13 protein-coding genes and 1 pseudogene are annotated in these 18,560 nt (G+C 57.5%); 5 read left to right on the forward strand and 9 right to left on the reverse strand.

What is annotated here, in order from left to right:
* The 5 genes from DPM33_RS34950 to DPM33_RS36545 all read right to left on the reverse strand — a co-directional run.
* A partial coding sequence (locus tag DPM33_RS34950; RefSeq protein WP_146770384.1) for a transposase occupies positions 1-202 on the reverse strand: 202 nt, incomplete at its 3' end.
* Between the two features lie 720 nt (positions 203-922).
* Positions 923-3,787 (reverse strand): Ulp1 family isopeptidase, encoded by a 2,865-nt coding sequence (locus tag DPM33_RS34955; RefSeq protein WP_167449320.1) that lies wholly within the window; start codon positions 3,785-3,787, stop codon positions 923-925.
* 352 nt (positions 3,788-4,139) lie between these two features.
* Entirely contained in the window at positions 4,140-4,427 is a 288-nt protein-coding gene (locus DPM33_RS36540) for a hypothetical protein (protein WP_167449321.1), read from the reverse strand.
* Positions 4,424-6,970 (reverse strand): two-component system VirA-like sensor kinase, encoded by a 2,547-nt coding sequence (locus DPM33_RS34960; protein WP_167449322.1) that lies wholly within the window; start codon positions 6,968-6,970, stop codon positions 4,424-4,426. Before DPM33_RS34960 ends, DPM33_RS36540 begins: the two co-directional genes overlap by 4 nt.
* A gap of 810 nt (positions 6,971-7,780) precedes the next feature.
* Positions 7,781-8,638 carry a hypothetical protein gene (locus tag DPM33_RS36545; protein WP_167449323.1) on the reverse strand — a complete coding sequence of 286 codons (858 nt, stop codon included), beginning with the start codon at positions 8,636-8,638 and terminating at the stop codon, positions 7,781-7,783.
* Between the two features lie 563 nt (positions 8,639-9,201).
* Here DPM33_RS36545 and virD4 point away from each other — a divergent pair.
* On the forward strand, positions 9,202-10,980 hold the full coding sequence (gene virD4 / locus DPM33_RS34975; RefSeq protein WP_112102091.1) for a type IV secretion system ATPase VirD4: 1,779 nt from the start codon (positions 9,202-9,204) through the stop codon (positions 10,978-10,980).
* A 177-nt stretch (positions 10,981-11,157) separates the two neighbouring features.
* Here virD4 and virG read toward each other — a convergent pair whose 3' ends face one another.
* The 3 genes from virG to queD all read right to left on the reverse strand — a co-directional run bounded on the left by virG (position 11,158) and on the right by queD (position 13,196).
* On the reverse strand, positions 11,158-11,883 hold the full coding sequence (gene virG, locus DPM33_RS34980; RefSeq protein ID WP_112102093.1) for a two-component system response regulator VirG: 726 nt from the start codon (positions 11,881-11,883) through the stop codon (positions 11,158-11,160).
* A 10-nt stretch (positions 11,884-11,893) separates the two neighbouring features.
* Positions 11,894-12,547 (reverse strand): hypothetical protein, encoded by a 654-nt coding sequence (locus DPM33_RS34985; RefSeq protein WP_112102095.1) that lies wholly within the window; start codon positions 12,545-12,547, stop codon positions 11,894-11,896.
* A 289-nt stretch (positions 12,548-12,836) separates the two neighbouring features.
* Positions 12,837-13,196: a 6-carboxytetrahydropterin synthase QueD gene (queD, locus tag DPM33_RS34990; protein WP_112102097.1), complete on the reverse strand. Its 360-nt coding sequence runs from the start codon at positions 13,194-13,196 to the stop codon at positions 12,837-12,839.
* A gap of 1,401 nt (positions 13,197-14,597) precedes the next feature.
* Between queD and DPM33_RS34995 the strand changes: the two genes are divergently transcribed.
* A complete protein-coding gene (locus DPM33_RS34995; protein WP_245442668.1) occupies positions 14,598-16,040 on the forward strand; it encodes an ABC transporter ATP-binding protein in 1,443 nt (480 codons plus the stop codon).
* Here the strand turns inward: DPM33_RS34995 and DPM33_RS37860 are convergent.
* A pseudogene (locus tag DPM33_RS37860) lies at positions 16,041-16,924 on the reverse strand (RNA polymerase factor sigma-54); the annotation flags it as partial.
* 209 nt (positions 16,925-17,133) lie between these two features.
* Between DPM33_RS37860 and DPM33_RS35005 the strand changes: the two are divergent.
* The 3 genes from DPM33_RS35005 to DPM33_RS36550 all read left to right on the forward strand — a co-directional run bounded on the left by DPM33_RS35005 (position 17,134) and on the right by DPM33_RS36550 (position 18,559).
* Positions 17,134-17,346: a DUF982 domain-containing protein gene (locus tag DPM33_RS35005; protein WP_245442672.1), complete on the forward strand. Its 213-nt coding sequence runs from the start codon at positions 17,134-17,136 to the stop codon at positions 17,344-17,346.
* A gap of 122 nt (positions 17,347-17,468) precedes the next feature.
* On the forward strand, positions 17,469-17,717 hold the full coding sequence (locus DPM33_RS35010) for a DUF982 domain-containing protein (RefSeq protein ID WP_112102101.1): 249 nt from the start codon (positions 17,469-17,471) through the stop codon (positions 17,715-17,717).
* Between the two features lie 167 nt (positions 17,718-17,884).
* Entirely contained in the window at positions 17,885-18,559 is a 675-nt protein-coding gene (locus tag DPM33_RS36550) for a transposase (protein WP_167449325.1), read from the forward strand.
* Position 18,560: the final 1 nt, after the last annotated feature.

Genomic DNA, 18,560 nt, shown 5'->3' on the forward strand with positions numbered 1-18,560 from the left:
GCATCTGCCGGCGCCACGTGAACAACAGGTTCGCATTGATGTCGTGCCGCCGCGCCACCAGCGACACCGACGCCCCAGGCTCACAGCTCTCGGCCACCAGCCGCTGCTTCTCTTCGAGGGTGTATGACTTGCGCCGGCGGGCGCGCGCCGTCTCGCCACGAGAATCTTGGCCTGCCACTCCGTCCGTCGCGATCGTGTCCATTAAGCCCCGCTCGTGGACACTATCTTCAGCGTCCAGAGCCCGACCCCTATCCGATCCGAACCCCGCCACGGAAGGCGGTCGTCACCGGGCACTTACCTTCAAAGCTTGATAGCAGGCGAAGGTCGAGTCAGCATTGCCCATCGTCGAGCGCTGGCTGCTGGCCGTCTGCGCCATCGCAGCTCTTAAAGGCTGGCAGAGGTTTACGCCGCGATCGGATCGCTGATAGCCGATTGACGAGCGACGCCGGGTGCCGCGCTGCGTCGCAGGACCCGGCGGGACTTGTTCGTTGAGATCGAACGGCCGGCGCTGTGGTCGTGCCGGCAAATGCTACGTGTGCAGAATGGCGCATTCGCTGCTCGGGCCTCGACGATCATGTCAAGTTTGATGCGCATTGCTGCTCGGTCTGCTGGCGCTTCGCGCGACAAATCGAGGTCTGCATCCGCGATTTAGGCTGCCCGAGCCCCACCGAATTACACAGCAAACAGCAACTAGCGAAGTCCAAACGCAACGCCAGCCGTTGCCCGGTTAAAAGTCGCGAAGAATGGTATCGAGATCCTCTAGCATCACAATCGACCGCTGCTATGGCTCGCAACTTGAGTAGCCAGCTGAAGCCTTCACCGCCCGGCCGATTTCTCGATCTATCTCCCGGCTCCCCTGAGTGAGGAGTGCGCTTACAAGAACGTTTGCAAGACCGAAAACCCGACTCGGTCGGACCCGCGATCATCGTGTGGCAGATGTGCTGGCTCGATCTGGCGTCGCTGAAATGCGTTCAAGCCTGTTCAGTCGATTTTGCAGTGCCTGCCGGTCGGGGACGAGGTTGTCGAGGTGCGGCTCCATTGGCCACTGTCTTTGAGCCAATCTCTTGACCAACGTCCTCGTACCATTGACCAGAAACACCCCGCAATCATAACCGTTCTGCTGCTGGGCCATGCGTGCTGGCATCAAGACCGCGCCTAGCCTTTGGGCGAGTTCTTGGGCAATGATGCTGTTGCGCCCGCCGACCGCAGAGTCATAGTGATAGGCGACCGTATCTCCTCCCGCGCGGCGGTCAACCAGCAGTAGCGACCAATGCGTGCCGCCACCACCCGCGTGAGCGTCGTTCAAAGGCACGAACAGGTGCCTCCCGGTATCGTTGCCATCCTGATCGTTGACGATCGAGTAAAATGTCTCGCGGAGAACGGCTTCGTTGTCGGTCATGCGCAGCAGATGGGCTTGCGCCGGCCGCACGAACCGCGTCCGAGCGGCCAAATCCGGATTTTCTCTCTGCAGCTGCTGCTCCAGGAGCGAGTAATCCGCCGTGATGTGCTCGTCCCCCAGCCAATCCCTGGGGCCGAGGTCCAGCGAGCTGCGGTCTTGGCGCGAGGCTCTCGGAGCCAAAGACCCCATCTCAGCAAATGATGCTGCGGGCGCGATCCCCGACGGCCCATACGATTTGGACGATTGCGGCGGCACCCTCGATGAGGAAGATGGCAGCGCAGAGTGAGCTTCGTCTTCCAGCTCGATAAAGTCCTCAAGTCCGGCAAAGACCTGCGACGATTTCGGCGACGATCCAGCCTGCGGAGGCACCCTCGATGAGGAAGATGGGGGCGCAGAGTGAGCTTCGTCTTCCAGCTCGATAAAGTCCTCAAGTCCGGCAAAGACCTGCGATGATTTCGGCGACGATCCAGCCTGCGGAGGCACCCTCGATGACGAAGATGGGGGCGCAGAGCGCGCATCGTCTTGCAGCCAGTCGTCAAGGTCGGCAAAGACTTCCGACGATCTCCGTGACGATGCAGGCTCCTGTTGATTGACGGCGCGTAACACCTCCCAATCCTGCTCGGCCGGAGACATCGGCAACAAAGGAAGGCTCGGCGCGATCGAGGACTCACGGGCAGGTTCGGCAGCCAACGGGGCGTCTATCGCCAATGCCGATTGTTGGGGCAGGGAAGCTACCTCGTGGGTCTCTTGCGCGCCAGTAGCCATCGGCACGCCCGGCGATGCAGCATCCCGTTGGTTGAAGGCGCGCAACACCTCCCAATCCGGCGATGTGGGAACGCTCGGTACCGCTGCCTCGTACGACCCGCCTTGCTGCCGACGCGAGCCCTCTCTCCCATCGGCTGCCAAACCCAGCGCTTTGTTTGCTGCCACGATTTGTTGGTATTTCTGGAAAACGCTCCATGCGGTGTCGAACTCAAGGCGCGCGTCCTTTCTGTACCCTGCAGCCGCCTGGCTCAGTTCGGCTGGCTCCATCTGCGTAATGCTCTTGCCGAAAGCCTTAGTAAGCTTCGCTTCGAACCCACCCAAGAGTGAGCGGTATTTCTTCACCGTCGTTTTGGTGTACCCTTCGGCGGCGGCAGCCAGGTTCATGGCATCGTCGATCAGCTGCTTGCCGTCTGAAATAGGATTCGGTGTGTGGGTTGTTACCCGCTCTCCGGCTTTGGCCTGCCGAAGTCTTCTCAACGCTTGTATGCTACGTCCAGCATCGGGAAGCGGAGAGGCCTTCGCCATCACGTCCAAGTCCGGATCCTCAAGCCGGTCAGCGATCTGCGTCCCGTGCTTATCTGCAAGCCATCTGCTAAGCTTGCGCAGTGCCGCTACATCTTTCCAGATCGTCCCAGCATTCACTTCGGAGGCGGTGGCTTTTGTGTTGTAGTTGGCGAAGAGTTCCTCATCGTTCTTCGTGCCAGGGTTACGAACCCGGGCAGATGCCATGCGCGCTCCCGAATTATATTGCCGAGCCCTTCTCAATGCAGCGTTTGTATTCCAGAGTAATCTGGTATCATTGCCGGCAAAGGCTTGGGCGAGACTGTCCAACTGCCGATCTTCAATCCGACCATTGATTTGGGTCCGGTGGTTATCTCCCAGCCATGCGCTGAACTTGCGCAACACCCGTATGTCAATTCTGGCTTTCTCTTTTGGCACGTTGCCAACCGCAGCTTTCCTGAGGTTTGCGAAGAGTTCTTCGTCCCCCTGAGCGCCTAGCCGTTGGACTCGACTGGCCGTCGTCACACGTGCTGCAACGTCGGCCTGCCGCAAACGCTTCAGGCTCGATCCTAGTCTCCACAGAAGGGTCTTATCGCCGGCTGCGGCCTCCACAGCCAACCTATCCAACTCTGTATCGTGAATTCCGTCGCCGATTTGCCTCTGGTGCTTTTCAGAAAGCCATCTGCTGAACTTGCGCAGCGCCACGATGTCGCTTTTAGATGTGCTTTTGTTTACGCCATCCATTCTGGCCTGAGAGCGGAAGGCGGTAAAAAGCGCTTCATCCGGCAGAGAGCGATCGAAGACGCGCATTGCGGTCTGCCGGGTTGCCGTAGACGGCTCCAATCCCGCGTGGGCATTCGGGGATCGCGGAAGCTCTACCTGGTTTAAGTTTTGGGCGCGCAATTGCGACGAGGCGCGACTGGAAATCGGCGTGGGTGTCACATACTCTACTGCCGTGGCCTGCTGCAGCCTCCCCAAGGCGATTATCATCTGACGTAGCAACTTGGCACCGTCGCCTGCGACCTCCCGTGCCAGACGGTGTAACTCCGGATCATGAAGTCTTCCGCCGACGTCGCTCTGGTGGTTTTCTACAAGCCACCTGCTGAGCTTGCGCAGCGCCACAACGTCCCTTCTAATCGTGCTGTCGTTCACCCCTCTGTGTCTGGCCACAGAGCGGTAGGTGGCAAAAAGGGTTTCATCGGCTTGAGTTAAGTGTCGCGTGCGCAACTGCGATCGGTTCTCAGAAAGCAGTCGCGAACTGCCTTCCCCGTCCCTTTCTCCCAGCAGGCTTCTCGGTTCATCCCCATGAGGATCCCGACCGGCCGGACCCGTGTTTGGGTCAACGAGTGGAGGCTGACTCAACTGCAATTCGTTTAGGTGCTCCGGGGACCTCGATTGGTGCGGTCGTTGCTCCGGGTCGTCGCTGAGAGCCGAGCCTGTGCTGTTCTTGCTGTTCGTCATCCTTTTCTCCCAACTAGGAGTGCTTTTCCTTGATCCAATGTGGCGAGCAAAAAGCGGGCTCGGCAAGGACAGGCTCGGGGCACCCAGCAGCCCGAAAGCTGTCCTCAGGACGCGTCTTGTTCGTCCGCCGATCAACCCCACCGGCGACAATGTCGCCGGCATTATCGACGAACGGCCTCCGGCCGGCGTCGTGGGCCTGCCGCATCGGCATCGGCAGTTTGGCGCCAGACGCGGTAGAGATTGCAGAAGCGGTGAAATGTTCGGCCAACACGTCCGCACGCGGCGCGATCGAGAAGCTCACACAATGATCATCATACGAATCGCGTACGCCAGTTTACTGTAAGAGACCGGCTCGGCAAGCCACAGAACGAAGGAGTGATCATCACACGTATGCGGCACATCGCGGTCCATTCGGCCCACGAGGATCACTGGCACTGTCTTGAGGGCGGCACATGTTGCTTTTGCAGGTATTCGCCCTGCCATTGACTGGTCATAAATCACAAGATCGGGGGCATTTCCGCTGCTGATCCAGTCGCCAAGGCTTTTTACGCTCCTAAAGCCGACCGGCACGTACCCCAAGGCGGAAATTTTGTCCTCATAGGCCTTCAACGTTGCTCGACGGCCCGCTACGACCGCAACAATCTCTCCATTGCCGGGCGATTGGCCGAAAGTGCGAAATGGGCTGCCAGTTGTGAGGCTCTCCTTTTTTGAAGCCGGTAAATAGATGTCGAAGCGCGTTCCCTTGCCAACAGTTGATGCTACGTCAAGGTGGCCTGTGAGCGCATTCACATCGCTCAGCACCGCCGCAAGGCCAAGTCCCGTTCCGCCGGTGCGCAAGCGTGTCGTAAAAAAGGACTCGAAAATACGCGGAAGAACGGCGCCTTGAATCCCCGGGCCGTCATCGCTGACAGACAGGACCACATAATCCCCAGGTGTCAGGAACGCGTGGGTGAGGGTCTTCGCTTGATATATATGAGCGCGAGACACACTGACCTCAATACGCCCTCCGTTCGAGAAAGCATCTGACGAATTCTTGCAGAGGTTTAGCAAAATTTTCTGTATGTCAGTTGGACTACCATCGATCACCGCTTCCCACTTCTTGACCTTTAATATTAGTTGAGCTTTCGCGCCAATGCTGACCCGCAGTAATGGTGCGAGCTCTATCACGACTTCGGAAACATCAAATGGCGTTATCGGCCGCTTCCGGTTCCGGCTAAGTGACAAAATCTGGTCGATTATCATCTTGGCCCGGTTGCTAGCCAAGATGATCTGGCTAATATAAGCTCGGGTTTTCGAGCGACGTCGCAACAGACCGTGTGCCAGCTCGGCATAGCCGAGGATTGCTGCTAAGATGTTGTTGAATTCGTGCGCAACGCTGCTTGCAATCGTCCCGATGCTTGTCAGTCGCTCTGCCTGCTCAAGCCGCTTCGCCGAGTCATTGCGTTCCGCGTGCATACGGTCTAGACGGATATGGTTGCATACGCGCATCGTCGCGCGCGCAAAAATCCGGAGTTCATCTGCGGCCGGAAGCAGTTGACGCTCTTTAAAGACTAGGCAACAAACCGCTATCTGGTCATCGCAGACCTTGCAGGCTAGAATTTGACAGACGCCGGAAGCGTATTGAGCAGCCTGAACCACCTCTTGGGCGGAAACAACGCGAAACACTGGCTCTCCCGACTCGACAAGCGAGGTGGCTTGATCGATCAGCGTGGCCTTCCAGACAGGCATCCGCGTGTTCGCCACGAAGCACTCGGCATTCCTCCTTATACCTGCACTCACCAGTGCGAGCGCACATTGATCGGCATTGAATGCGCGCTGAACGGCCCTCAGCGCCGACCTGGTGGGTGAATTCGGCAAAGCCTTCGTCGCTTGATCGCCCCCGAAGCAGGCCTCGATCTCACTGACTGCCGATTCCAGTTCCAGACGCCTTGTCAACCGGTTGGTCCGCAGATGGAGTCTGAAGAGTAACGCAAACGCAACGAAGCTAAGGCATAAGCAGAGCCGGACACAGAAGGCTCGCGTCCGCTGCACCCTCGAGCTAGCCAAACTGTAGCTTTTCCGATGCTCCTGCTCCAGTTCGGTCGCTTTCGCGATGGTATCGGATGAAGCGATCCGCTCGGCAGAATCCGTCAATTTCGGCAACAGGGACAAAACGGCGCGACCGCTGCGGATAATCTGTCGGTTAGCAGGATTGTCGCTAGGCGAAAGCAGACTGAGATGTTGGTCGATGTGTGACGCCAAGCTCGCATTTGGCCTGGCTGAGAACGTTAGGACCAAAGTGGAGAGGTCGGGCTTGTTCGACGCCGTCCCTGGAATCGTCTGTACAGAGCGCTCAAAAGTTGCAAGCGAGGCCCGCAAAAGCGCAGCGTGCGTGGCCAATGCTGAGACAGCAACATCAGTTATCTCGATCGACGCTCTGAGCTCCTTGAACAACCTGGAGAGCTCATACGAGTTATCATATGGCACTCTTTCGAGAAGCTGCTGCAAATTTGTCAGGCTTTTTCCCAAAACCTCCTTGGTAATGCCGACCGCGGGTAAGTCCCACAACATCTCCGCACGAGCCTGGAAGACGTCGCGCTGCATTAATGCGCAGTTGATCTGAATGGTTCGCAGTTCGCTCAGAATAGCCTCGCTGGTTTCGGCGTCGTCGTGCCCCTGGCTCGCAGCCAGCACGCCAAATAGCGCCGCCATGGCGATTGCCAGGGCGATGTGGGCGTTCAGTTTTTTGTGCTGGGCAATCGGCAACGAGGATTTCGCACCGCGCGTCGTCCGACAGCTAGGTCTGACTTCGAGCTCTCGTTGGGAGAGATGAATCCACGGCTGTTGCTGGACCAAAAAAACCATCTGCCCCTCCGGTTGACAGAGACCGATGACAGGAGCCAATCCCACTGCAGTAACCGACATTGAAGGCGTTGCGAGTGCCCGCAGCTTAGAAGGTGAGCTTCTCGACGTCATGCTCTATACGACCCCCATACGATGAGCAGATCGCCTCCGTCAATTTCGGACCAGTGGCGCGTCTTCGCTCAAGCTCCTTTGGGGTTCCTACCGCAGGCTCTTCAGCCTGGTTATCCATCAAGCTGCCCTCATGGGAGCCGCCTGAGGCGGTCCGCCGAAACTGACGAGGTCAGGAACACGCTCTAACGTGTGTGACAGCGTGGTGTCGAAGGAGCCCGGGTGGCAGCTCCGGCAAACTGTGCCGAACCAGTGGAAGCAACGGCAACCGCACGGCGATGGCCAGCCTCGACCACCAAGCTAAATGTTGGCCGTCTATGAGATAAACGCGTGTAAAGGCAATCGTCGAGCGGCAGCAGCGTATGCCTGCGGAAGGCGACGATCAGTGCTTCCTCTTCCTTTGAGTTAGCGCCATTTTCCGCGGTCAGGGACATTCACTCAAGGGCATGCTGGCCACCCTCCAGGATGCTGTTCCGGACGATATCGGCGCTGAAGGCAGCGCTGGCCGCGGCGCTGGCCAGAGCCGAAGACGAGGCCGCGCGCCCTGCGCTGATCGAGGCCCATCTGGCGGTCGCCAGGGCCAAGTCATCGGATGATGCGGCGCTGATTAGTGCTTTACCCCGTGGAGTACAAAAGGCTCCAGCTCCACTCCCGCTCAAGATTCAACATCATCCGATGGGGGTTCGTCCTGACCGAGGCGCCTTATCGTCCAGAGCGGCCTCTGCTTCTTTGGGATTCGATCAGTTCCTCCCGCGCTTGTTGGTGGGCGTTGCTGACCGATGCCGAGATTTGGGCAATCTCCACAAATTGGGTGGACGATCCGAGTGCACCGTGTTCTCGCACTATATTGGCTGCAGCTTCAATTGCGTGTATGCTGCGGTCAACATCCGAGGAGCGCTCACCTGCTTGGTGCTGCTGACGTGCATCCGGCGCTATTTGCCGCAACTCGCCGATTGGAACCCGCTGCTGTTGATTTGCATTGAGGTGACCGTAGCCCTTAATTAGAGCGCTTGCCGCGTTGTTCTGTGCGATAAGGTCGGGCGGATTTTCAACCACCTCTATCGCTCTGTTGACAAGTCGCTCTCTGCTTTCATTGTCCAATTTACCCCAGGCCGGGGCTATCTTGGAGATCGCCAGTAACTGAGTGCGCGATTCAGCAATGCTGAGGATTTTGTCGACGAGGGCAGACTGCTTCTGCGCGGACTGGAAGTCAATAATGTCTTTGACTGCGGCTGTCTGATACCTGGCGAAGCCGCGATCAGGATCGTTACCATGCACTGTTCCGCCTACGCCGTCGTCGTATAGATTACCGGCGGCCCTGCCAAGTCGGTTGATTCGCTCGTCGAATCGCCCAAGTTCAGTTCCCTCAAGTACCTGTCGCGCCGCGCGTCCCGAGGATTTGAAGGCGCCCAGGTTACGTGCAGTTTCGCGCGGACTGGAGCTTACCAGTCCGTCTGCCACGTCGGACAACGGTCCGTCGGACCTGTAAAGTTGCTCTGCGGCTCTTCCGACGCGGGATGAACTCTCAGCGGCGTGACCGGGATTTTGATTGCGATCCATGTGAGTCTCCGATGTTGTGCCGACCGCCGAAGACTAGCTTAATGCCAAACTGGCGCCCAATGAACTGAGATCCAGTTTCATTTGTAGCGCCGCGCTACACCTGTAGTATTGCAGAATCCGGCGCCCGCCTGGATTTCGTCCAGCCGGCGGTCTGAGCCAAGCGTTTGATCTCCTGCGAGGCCAACCCTAAACGTTGATCGGTTTCGGCGGCGGCCCCACACATGGTGCCTTCATGGTCCTACTGGCCTGAAGAGATCTTGCTTCAAGCGCGCGTCGATTGCTGCGTTCAAGCCCGCCCCATGGCGTTGAGTTTAGGAATGGACCGCAACGGAAGTACTTCTCTATCACGAATTTCACGAAAGTTACATTTGAAACGCATTCCAATTAACCCCGCTTGATTGGGGTAACGCCCGTGTGTATTCTATGAGTTGCTACTTGCTTGGCGTTGCCATATTCGGCCTTCGGGCGATTTGTCTTGCCGCGAATTCGCGTGCATTCGGTTCGTTCGTGGTGTGGCGGCGGTAGAGAAGGCGAATGTTCAAAAACGCACCCATGATGGAACGATGATCTCAGCCAGAACAACGCCCCGGCGAATGATTTTGAGTGTCATGTGCTCGCTGCTTTTTGGCTTCTATGCAGCAAGTCTGTACGCAACTTTTCGAGGCGGGTTTAACGGCGAAGCCTTGATGACGTTTGACTTCCGTGCGTTCTGGTTCGAGACGCCTCTTTATCTGGGTTATGCAACCCCGGTCTTCTATCGCGGTGCAACCATCGCCATCTTGGTGACAATAGCCGCATTGTTAATTCAGTGGGTCGTTTTTCGCCCCGGGCCTGAACATCATGGGACAGCGCGCTGGGCTCGAAAGGATGAAATGCAGCGCGCAGGGTACCTGCGGCGGTACCGTCGAGTCACGGGACCGGTATTTGGGAAAACGAGTACTCCTCGGTGGCCCGGTCACTACTTAACCAATGGCGATCAACCCCACAGTCTCGTGGTTGCGCCGACCCGCGCGGGCAAGGGCGTAGGCGTAGTCATTCCGACGCTACTTACGTTCAAGGGATCGGTGATAGCTCTCGACGTTAAAGGTGAGCTCTTCGAGCTCACCTCCAGGGCGCGCAAGGCTGGCGGCGACGAGGTGTTCAAGTTCGCTCCGATGGACCCGCAAGGGCGGACCATTTGCTATAATCCCCTGTCAGATCTGGTGGCGCTGCCTACACATCAGCAGTTCACTGAAGCTCGCCGAGTGGCTGCTAATCTGATTTCGACAAAGGGCGAGAGTGCGGAAGCTTTCCTCAGCGGCGCACGAGATATCTTTGTCGCCGGGATTTTAGCCTGCATTGAGCAGGGGACACCAACAATCGGAGCTGTATATGATCTCTTCGCTCAACCCGGCGAGAAATTCAAGCTCTTCGCGCGCTTGGCAAGCGAGACTCGCAATAAAGAGGCACAGCGCATTTTTGACGATATGGCGGGCAATGACACAAAGATCCTGACATCCTACACGTCGGTGCTTAGCGATGGTGGGCTCAACTTGTGGGCGGACCCCCTCATTAAGGCGGCGACGAGTCGCTCGGACTTTTCAGTCCATGATCTGCGTCGTCGCAGGACGTGTATTTACCTTTGTGTGAGTCCGAACGACCTTGAAGTGATCGCACCTTTGATGCGCCTGTTTTTCCAGCAGGTCGTTTCAGTTCTACAGCGGTCGCTGCCTACGCGGGAAGAGAAGCACGAGGTTCTGTTTCTGCTCGATGAATTCAAACACTTGGGCAAGCTCGAGGCGATTTCGACGGCAATCACGACAATCGCCGGCTATAAGGGCCGCTTTATGTTCATCATCCAAAGCCTTTCTGCCCTGACTGGCGCTTACGGCGAGGCTGGCAAGCAGAATTTTCTCAGTAACACCGGGTTGCAGATCTTTATGGCTACGGCAGACGACGAGACCCCCAATTACATTTCGAAGGCCATTGGTGAGCGTACCTTCCAGGCCAGATCGACCTCATACAGCCAGATGAAAACGTTCGATTTGAATATCCAGAATTCGCATCAAGGAGCACCACTCCTCCGCCCTGAGCAGGTGCGCCTGCTCGATGAAGAAGATGAGATCGTTCTCATCAAAGGTCGGCCACCAATGCGACTGAAAAAGGTCCGGTACTATTCCGATCGCATTTTGAAACGCATCTTCGAGAGCCAGATAGGCGCGCTCCCGGAGCCGGCGCCATTGATGATCTCAGGCGCGGAGGCTTTCACGGATTCGGATGAGCTGTTATGCGAACTAGAAGATGACTACGACTTCACATTCGAGCCTCCGCCTCACGAGGCGCAGGTCGGGCAGAAGAATTGATGAGCTAATTCAAGCATTCCGGCATTGCACCAAAATGCCTCCTCCCGCGGCAACTGGAACTTGGGAGACTCGGTATTGCGCTCCCGGCCAGCCCCGACTGATCGAGTGCCTGTGTTTGGCCGCGGTCGGTTCGCGCGTAACCAGCATAGCTGCGCTGGGCTCGAAGCCGATGTTCGATTATGCGACCATCGTGCCACCATAGCTGACATCCACGCCGGTGTTTAAAAAATAGCCGACACCGCGTGATGTTTTGATTAGGCGAGGCTTTCCTGCGTCCACCTCGAGCTTACGACGCAAGCGCAAGATTAGAACATCGACACTTCGGTCAAATACCTCCTCACCTCGCACTCTGCTTAAATTCAGGAGTTGCTCTCTCGACAAGACAACGCGTGGGTTCTCCAGGAACACCATCAATAAGTTGAACTCGTTTGACGTAAGTTTAACCTCGCCACGTCCTTCGCACATCAATCGGCGTTGCTTAAGGCCGAGCTTCCAGGAGCCGAAGCGGAATGAGCGCTGGTCCTTTGCCGCTGGCCGGCGGGGGTGCTGGCGCAGAGCGACTCGAATGCGGGCGAGGAATTCGCGCAAACCAAAAGGTTTTGAGATGAAATCACTGGCGCCAAGTTCCAGGGCGACCACCTTTTCCGCTTCGTCAAGTCGGTCGCCGCTGATGACGATAATTGGAATGTCTGATCTTGGGGTCAGATTGCGAACGATTTCGAGCCCGTCCTCTCGCCCCAGATTGAGGTCGACAACGATGACATCGACCGGCTCATGCGAGAGCACATGGTTGAACCGAATTGATTCGCAAACCGCAGTCACTTTGAAGGCGTGCATCGTGAGATACTCAAGAATGAGACGCCGCATGGCCGCATCGTCATCAATGACAAGAATGTGTTTCAACGAGTCACCTCTAGGGTTTGCATAAATTGCCAAGATTTCGGCACTTGCGGGTGCCGAACAGCTTATGAACCTCATCTGCGCATCGCTCGTGCGGCACCATGCAGACAGCCATGGTCTCGATCGTAAGATTAAATGCGACGTTTGATTTGATGCTTGCGCCAGTCTGCCAGAGAATCCTGATGGCGACCTGGCGTGCCTTTCTTTGCTCGAGAACCACCTCCTGGAAGCGCACGATACGTCTCATTCTGGCTGGGTGGTTTCTGAGCGACACATGGCCGACCTGAAGCGCGGCGTTCGCCGAGCCCGCTCGGCGCCATACCGAGCATTCCCGCCATAGTGCCCGACGCTTCTCTGCTGCAATCTCGTGGAGCGCGGCGATTGCGATGGCAACTTGGTCCGATTCCAACTCCTTCAGGACGGTTTTGGCGATCAACTCAACTGCTAGTGGTGATAGAACCTCCCTACAGAGAGCTGCCGGTCTGGTTGCGGTCCGCCCGGCCGCAGTAGATGCGGGATGCACGCTCAGATCCGCTGGAGCGAACGGTGCGCCTTCCGCATTGGCCGAGGGCCGCCAGGCCTGCAGCAAAGCCATGCCCTTGCGCGGGCCGCAGTGGCCAGCTTCATATCGATTGGTGTCGTCGACGAGGCGTAGCTGATTGGCCATGAACGCCTCCCAGTTAATATAAACAAGGATGTGCGTCTTGGATGCAACCAGTCGTCAATGGAACACCTTCGAGATTGTGCGGCGCGAACCCGGACCTTGGCGGACTGCATCTAGTTTGCGCCGGCCGTGACGTATGCGCCGGCATGGGCCGGGTCGTGCAAAGTATGATGGACCTGTGCGATGGTGACGCCTCGCCGCACCAGCTCATGGGGCGCTGGCCCGCGCATCGGTCGCACAGCACGCGTAGGCCGTGGCTTAGGCAATAACGCATGGCGCGCGGTCCGAAGCATCAGGATTGTCCCTCGTACTCAGCCCAACACGTTGGCGTCTCGGCCACCTTCACCGAGGTCAGTTCGGGCAGAAGCGGCTTGGTCTGGTCCCAAATCCAGATTGCGACACTTTCCGCTGTCGGATTTTCGAGGCCGTTGATCTGGTTGAGACACTGGTGATCGAGACGTTGCAGCAGAGGTCTAAAGGTGGCCTCGACATGGACGAAGTCGACAACGAAGCCAGTATCGGGATCAACGGGACCTTCGAGTCGCAGCTCCACGTGGTAGGAATGACCATGCATTTGATGGCAGCGATGGTTTTCTGGGGCTTTAGGAAGGCAGTGCGCTGCCTCGAACGTGAAAGCCTGCGTGATTTTCATGGTATCCTATGACTGTCTAGGGCTTGAGGGGGGGACGGCAAGCCCCGGCTATATCCTGATGGTTCAAAATGCTCGCTTTTTAGGGCCGTCCTCGCCTGAGCTGGACAGCAAAAAGCATGCCTGGCAGCGACTTTTGCTATGGGGCAGGGATGCGATTCGTGTGTCCCGGCACACGTGTGCACATGTCCGGAGAGGGCTCAAGTCATCCAAGTTGATTCGTTGGCATCAAGTTAGCTGAACGTCCTCAACTGCTCTGTTCAGGTTCGGTCGCCGGCCGTGTCCGCTGCAGCGTCGGGTAGTTCATTGACCCAAATGTCCCAATACCAAAAACAGGCACCGATCCTTTGACGTACCGCGTGCAAAGCTGCGGGAGCTTTGGGTTGCCGCCATTGTTGAGCCGACCGGACAATGCGAATTTCTCGAAGCGACGGTCGGTAAAGAGGCTGGCATAAGGCATCCTCCCAGCCGTCACTCACTTTTGAAAAGCTCGCGTTCCAATTGGTGAATCGACGCCCCATTCTGGACATATGTGTGACTCGGTTTTGCCGCAATCTCCAGCGACTTAGGCTGCGTTGCCTGAGACGGTTCGGCCTGCTACTGACTCGTTGCCCCAGCCCCCGCACACCTGTCGGCGTCGGGCCGAACCAACTCCGGTAGTTGCCGCGACCATCCCGGGGAAACCAAATGTATCAAATCCAGCAGTGGCGTAGCCACCAACCGTCGTCAAACACCAGCCGCCTGATCAGGCCGCTCGTCGCCTGAAGGGGCTATGATTCATCGCGCGATCGGCACTGAAAAAGCCTTCGCATCGATTGGGTTTTTGTGCCTTTCTTCTTTCGAGCCCGACATACTCTGCCGCGTATCTTTTTTTGGCGACAGCAGTCATTGCAGTGTTCGCCAAAGCTCAAAGTATTTCAATTGCCGTTTCTGTCCTTGGTTGCCTCTTTTTCCGCCGGAATTCTGTCGACATTCTAGGTGTGTTATCTTTGGCCGCATTCTGCAGCCTTTGCCTCTGGCATTTTGGCTTGCGCCGCGGAAGCGGCCATCTCAATTTCCCGGGGGCATTGGCGGTTTCTGGCATATTGGTCGTGTTGGCTGCCGCTGCCTCTTCAAATCGACTCCCTGGATTCGAAAACGTGAAGGTACCGGACCGTGTTGAGATCTCCCCGGGGGATCCCCGTTCAGTATGTACCTGAATTTTGATAAGGTATTTACGGCGCTCATTTTGGCATCTGTTGGCCGCTTTTTCCCACCCTTCTCAACAGGAAGCATTCACTCACTCTGGGCGCCCGGCAATCTGTTCCGGCCTCGGGCATGAGTCGGGCCATCTTAAGGTCAACTGCATGCCTCTCGGCGATGGCCGATCACGAAAAGCGCGGACACTGAAGGAAGTTCGACCGAGTGCGCTCGGAGCATAGTTCTGTTTTTCTGAATTATACCCTGCTCAACGCCTTGTTCCCCTCCCTTATCATGCTTGTCGGTTCGACGCTGCTGCTCGGTTGGTACTGGCCGATAATGGGTCTGATCGTTGGGAGCGGTTCGCTGGTCTACCTGGTAGTTACGGGTCTCATGTCCCTTCGCTATGTCGCGGCCGCGGCAAGCCTGGCCAACCGTTGGGACACAAAGCTTGGCGGAGCGCTAGCAGACGCAATCAGCTGCAACACAGTGGTCAAGGCTTTCGGTGCCGAGGCCCGGGAGGATCAGCGCCTCGCCAAGATCATCGCGAAGTGGCGGCACCTTATGCGCAGGACTTGGGAACGTGCCGCCATCAGGGGCACAGGCCAGAGCTTCATGCTGGTCATTCTCAAAGCTGCTGTTGTCGGCTATGCACTGCATTTGTGGTCCCGCGGCCAGGTAAGCGCGGGTGAAGTTGCCTATGTGCTGACCTCCTTGTCCGTTCTTTACGGTTATCTGCGAAACCTTGGTTTGCATCTGCGCAACGTGCAGCGATCCGCCAGCGACATGGAGGATCTGGTCGAAATTCAGGGTCAGCCGCTCGGCGTCGCCGACCATCCGGGCGCCAGAGCTATCGGGATCATGAAGGGCCGCGTTGAATTCGAGAAAGTTGATTTCTTCTACGGCGACTGCCAGCTGCCGCTTTTCAATGCTCTTTCGGTCTCTATCAAGGCCGGCGAGAGGGTCGGATTGGTCGGCCGCTCCGGCTCGGGCAAGACGACGTTTGTGAAACTCATCCAGCGGCTTCACGACCCGAACGGTGGTCGGATCCTGATCGACGGGCACGACATCTCGACAGTGTCACAGGCCTCGCTGCGCTCTCAGATCGCGATCGTTCAGCAGGAGCCGATCCTTTTTCATAGGTCGGTTGCCGATAACATCGCCTACGGCCGCCCGGGCGCCGATCAGGCTGAGATTGAACAAGCTGCCCTACTCGCCAATGCGCACCACTTCATCAGAAGCTTGCCGGACGGCTACGGCACGCAAGTCGGCGAGCGTGGGGTGAAACTTTCCGGTGGTGAGCGCCAGCGTGTCGCGATTGCTCGCGCCTTCCTGGCCGATTCGCCGATCCTGATTTTGGACGAGGCTACATCCAGCCTCGATTCAGAGTCGGAGGTCTTGATACAAGACGCGATGAACCGGCTAACTCTCGACCGCACCACGATCGTCATCGCTCACCGGCTTTCGACCATACGCACACTCGATAAGTTGTTCGTGTTCGATGGTGGTCGGATTGTCGAGGAGGGTGACCATGAGAGCCTAATGCATATCGATGGCGGCGTTTATCGCCGCTTGTTCGAACGGCAGACGCTGGAATTGACGGGGAATCTAACCCAAAATCAACTTTGCCGCGATGACGTCGCGGGCGCCCGTTGGGCCAGATCGTGATCACGCGGTCGCACGCATCCGCCGGCGGCGCTGTAGCGAGGAGGGGATTGTTATCGCCTCGCGATGCGACGCGCAATATCGTGCCGCCTTGCTTCAGCCTGAGAGCGATGTCGTCGTCGGAGCGCACCTCCTCCGGCGTTTCCAGCGCGAACATTGCCTTGATCTGGTGGCGAACGGCTTCGGCGGAGTGCGTCATGCCGCCTCGGGAGGAGGCGATTGCGGTGGTGAAGAAATACTTCGCCACGCGGCGTCCGCATATACTCATTCGACGTCACCCGGCTCACCGTCGAAGCATGAATACTGGTCGCCTCGGCGACGGCTCTGAGGTTGAGTGGGCGCAGGTGGGTTACGCCATGTTCGGAGGAACGCATCCTGCTGACGGACGATTTCAGCCGCTACCTTAAGGATTGTGTTGCGTGCTGGTCGAGGCTGCGGATCTGCCAGTTCGCACTGCTGAAGCATTCGTTCAGCAACATTTTGCCCTTCGGGTTGTTGGCGGTGAGACGAGAGATCTCGATATCATCAGTGGCTTAGCAGTGTTTCCGGATTGAGCTCAATTTGCCATCAGCTCTCCCGCCGGGCGAGGGCTCAAGTATGATGGCTTCCGGTCTTCCTAAGTAGGATTGATTTCCAGGTTTCGGATCGAGCGCACGAATTTCGTGCAACATATCGTGAAGGTCATCCTCATCGACCCTGCAGGCGCATGTCAATGACTTGAAATCGCATTTGGCAAGCAGTTCTAGGCTAGCTACCAACGCCGCCATGGCCGGGTCGAATCGGTCTTGTTGACGCAGCTGGATCTCCAGGCACTTGCTGAGTGATCGTGCAAAAAAGTTCGGCGGGTCAAAAAGCTGGAGCGTCCTCAGAACTCGCTCCACATCGGCCTACGGCATGTCCAAGCTTGGCACTATGCTTCAGGATCGGCGCCGCACTTATCTCGTCTTGAACCGTCACCTTCCTGACAAGACATTCGGCCACGTCGCAAAGCTGCGGATCTGGCAGCGTCTTCAGGATAATCCGTTGCGCGAGGAAGCACGTATGACGCTGAGATTGTCAGCAGTCCCAAATTCGTTAGGCGCGCTCTACCTACCTCTTGCAAGAGATCGCGAAGCTTGCGGATACTATCGATTTCGCCGAGGCGTGGCCAGGAGATGGCAGGGACATGATCTATCAGACCGCCCATCGCGCGTGCCGGGACGCGTGGGACGGCTTGAACCCCTCAAGTGCGCTCCGCAGCGCCTTATCGACTTGCAAACCTCCCTGCCGTGGAAAGGTGCAAAGGTTGGTCCGTTCGCACGGAGCCTGACCCAGGCACAGGTATCGGGGCTGGCCAGCGCTCTTCGACTCTGCCACTTAGCTGAGTTGCCCGCTTGAGCAGAAGCGCAAACGCAATCCTTGCTGCTTGTCGTCGCCTTAGGGGAGGGAATGATGGCCGGCTTGACCAGATTTGAGAGGCCAGTGGTCGTTCGGATTGGCCATCACAGCGCCGAGCGGAGTGTCTTCGATGTCAACGATGCGGCGATGATCCTGGTCCGAGACCTCCAGAGTCAAACCGAAAAACGCAGACAGGCCATGGATGCTTGCCTGCAGGTGTTGCGCGGTGAGACGCATCCGCCTGCCGCTCGACGGGCCTTCGTCGCCGCGGCGCTCGAGGCAAAGATCCTGCGCAGCGATTGAAGTTGGCGGTGTGTTTATCGCACCGATAAGGCAGCTCATCGGTGGGCCACTCGTCTGTGAAGTCTGGTGCCTTGCTCATGATGGGCCTCTTCCGGTAAAGGTCCGCGCCCATGCGGACGGTTCAGCCCCGCTTCAACATGGTTCCCGTGCAATTTGGATACGTTGTAATGAGCCGGCAGGCCCGACCGTTCGTTGTGGAAGTTAAGCAGAAGCGTAGTTTCCAAAAGCGCGGCCCTTCCATTTGGGCCGATGTCGATCTTTCAAAAGCTTTTGCCGATGCAACGAAGGAATTCGACGATATCAGTCCGCCAAATCGTCGGCTTGTTGACTCTAGTGGCGTGTCCGTTGATGCTGAACCTGTAAATAAAGCAAAAGGCGAACATCCCATGGCGGATCCTGAGCAAACTGAGACAGCTGAGCCCGTTTCGAAGGGGACGACATCAGAAACAAAGAAGGCCCGCCGGCCGCGAAGCGCAAAGACGGAGTTGAAGCCATCCCCTCGTAAGAATGGCGCCACGCCACCGCTCGCGACCTCCAAAGCCGAAGCCCCTGTGCGGCCCGGTCGAAAAATATACTCCGAGCAGGAGCGTGCCCAAAAGCTCGCTCAAATTGAAAAGTCGGTCAACGGCGGGGCCACCCTCAAGAGCGCCGTAAAGCAGGCCGGCACCTCCGAACAGACCTATTATCAATGGAAGAAGAAGGCACGGCTGCCTGCCACAGCAGGTGACGATCTCAAGGACCTGGTTGCGCTCGAAGAAGAAAACAAGCGCCTGAAGAACATGCTTGCGGAACGTCTACGCAAGGAGAACGCGGAATTGAAGAAAAGACTCGGACTGCAATAGC

It is taken from the genome of Mesorhizobium hawassense (assembly GCF_003289945.1).
Taxonomy (GTDB): domain Bacteria; phylum Pseudomonadota; class Alphaproteobacteria; order Rhizobiales; family Rhizobiaceae; genus Mesorhizobium; species Mesorhizobium hawassense.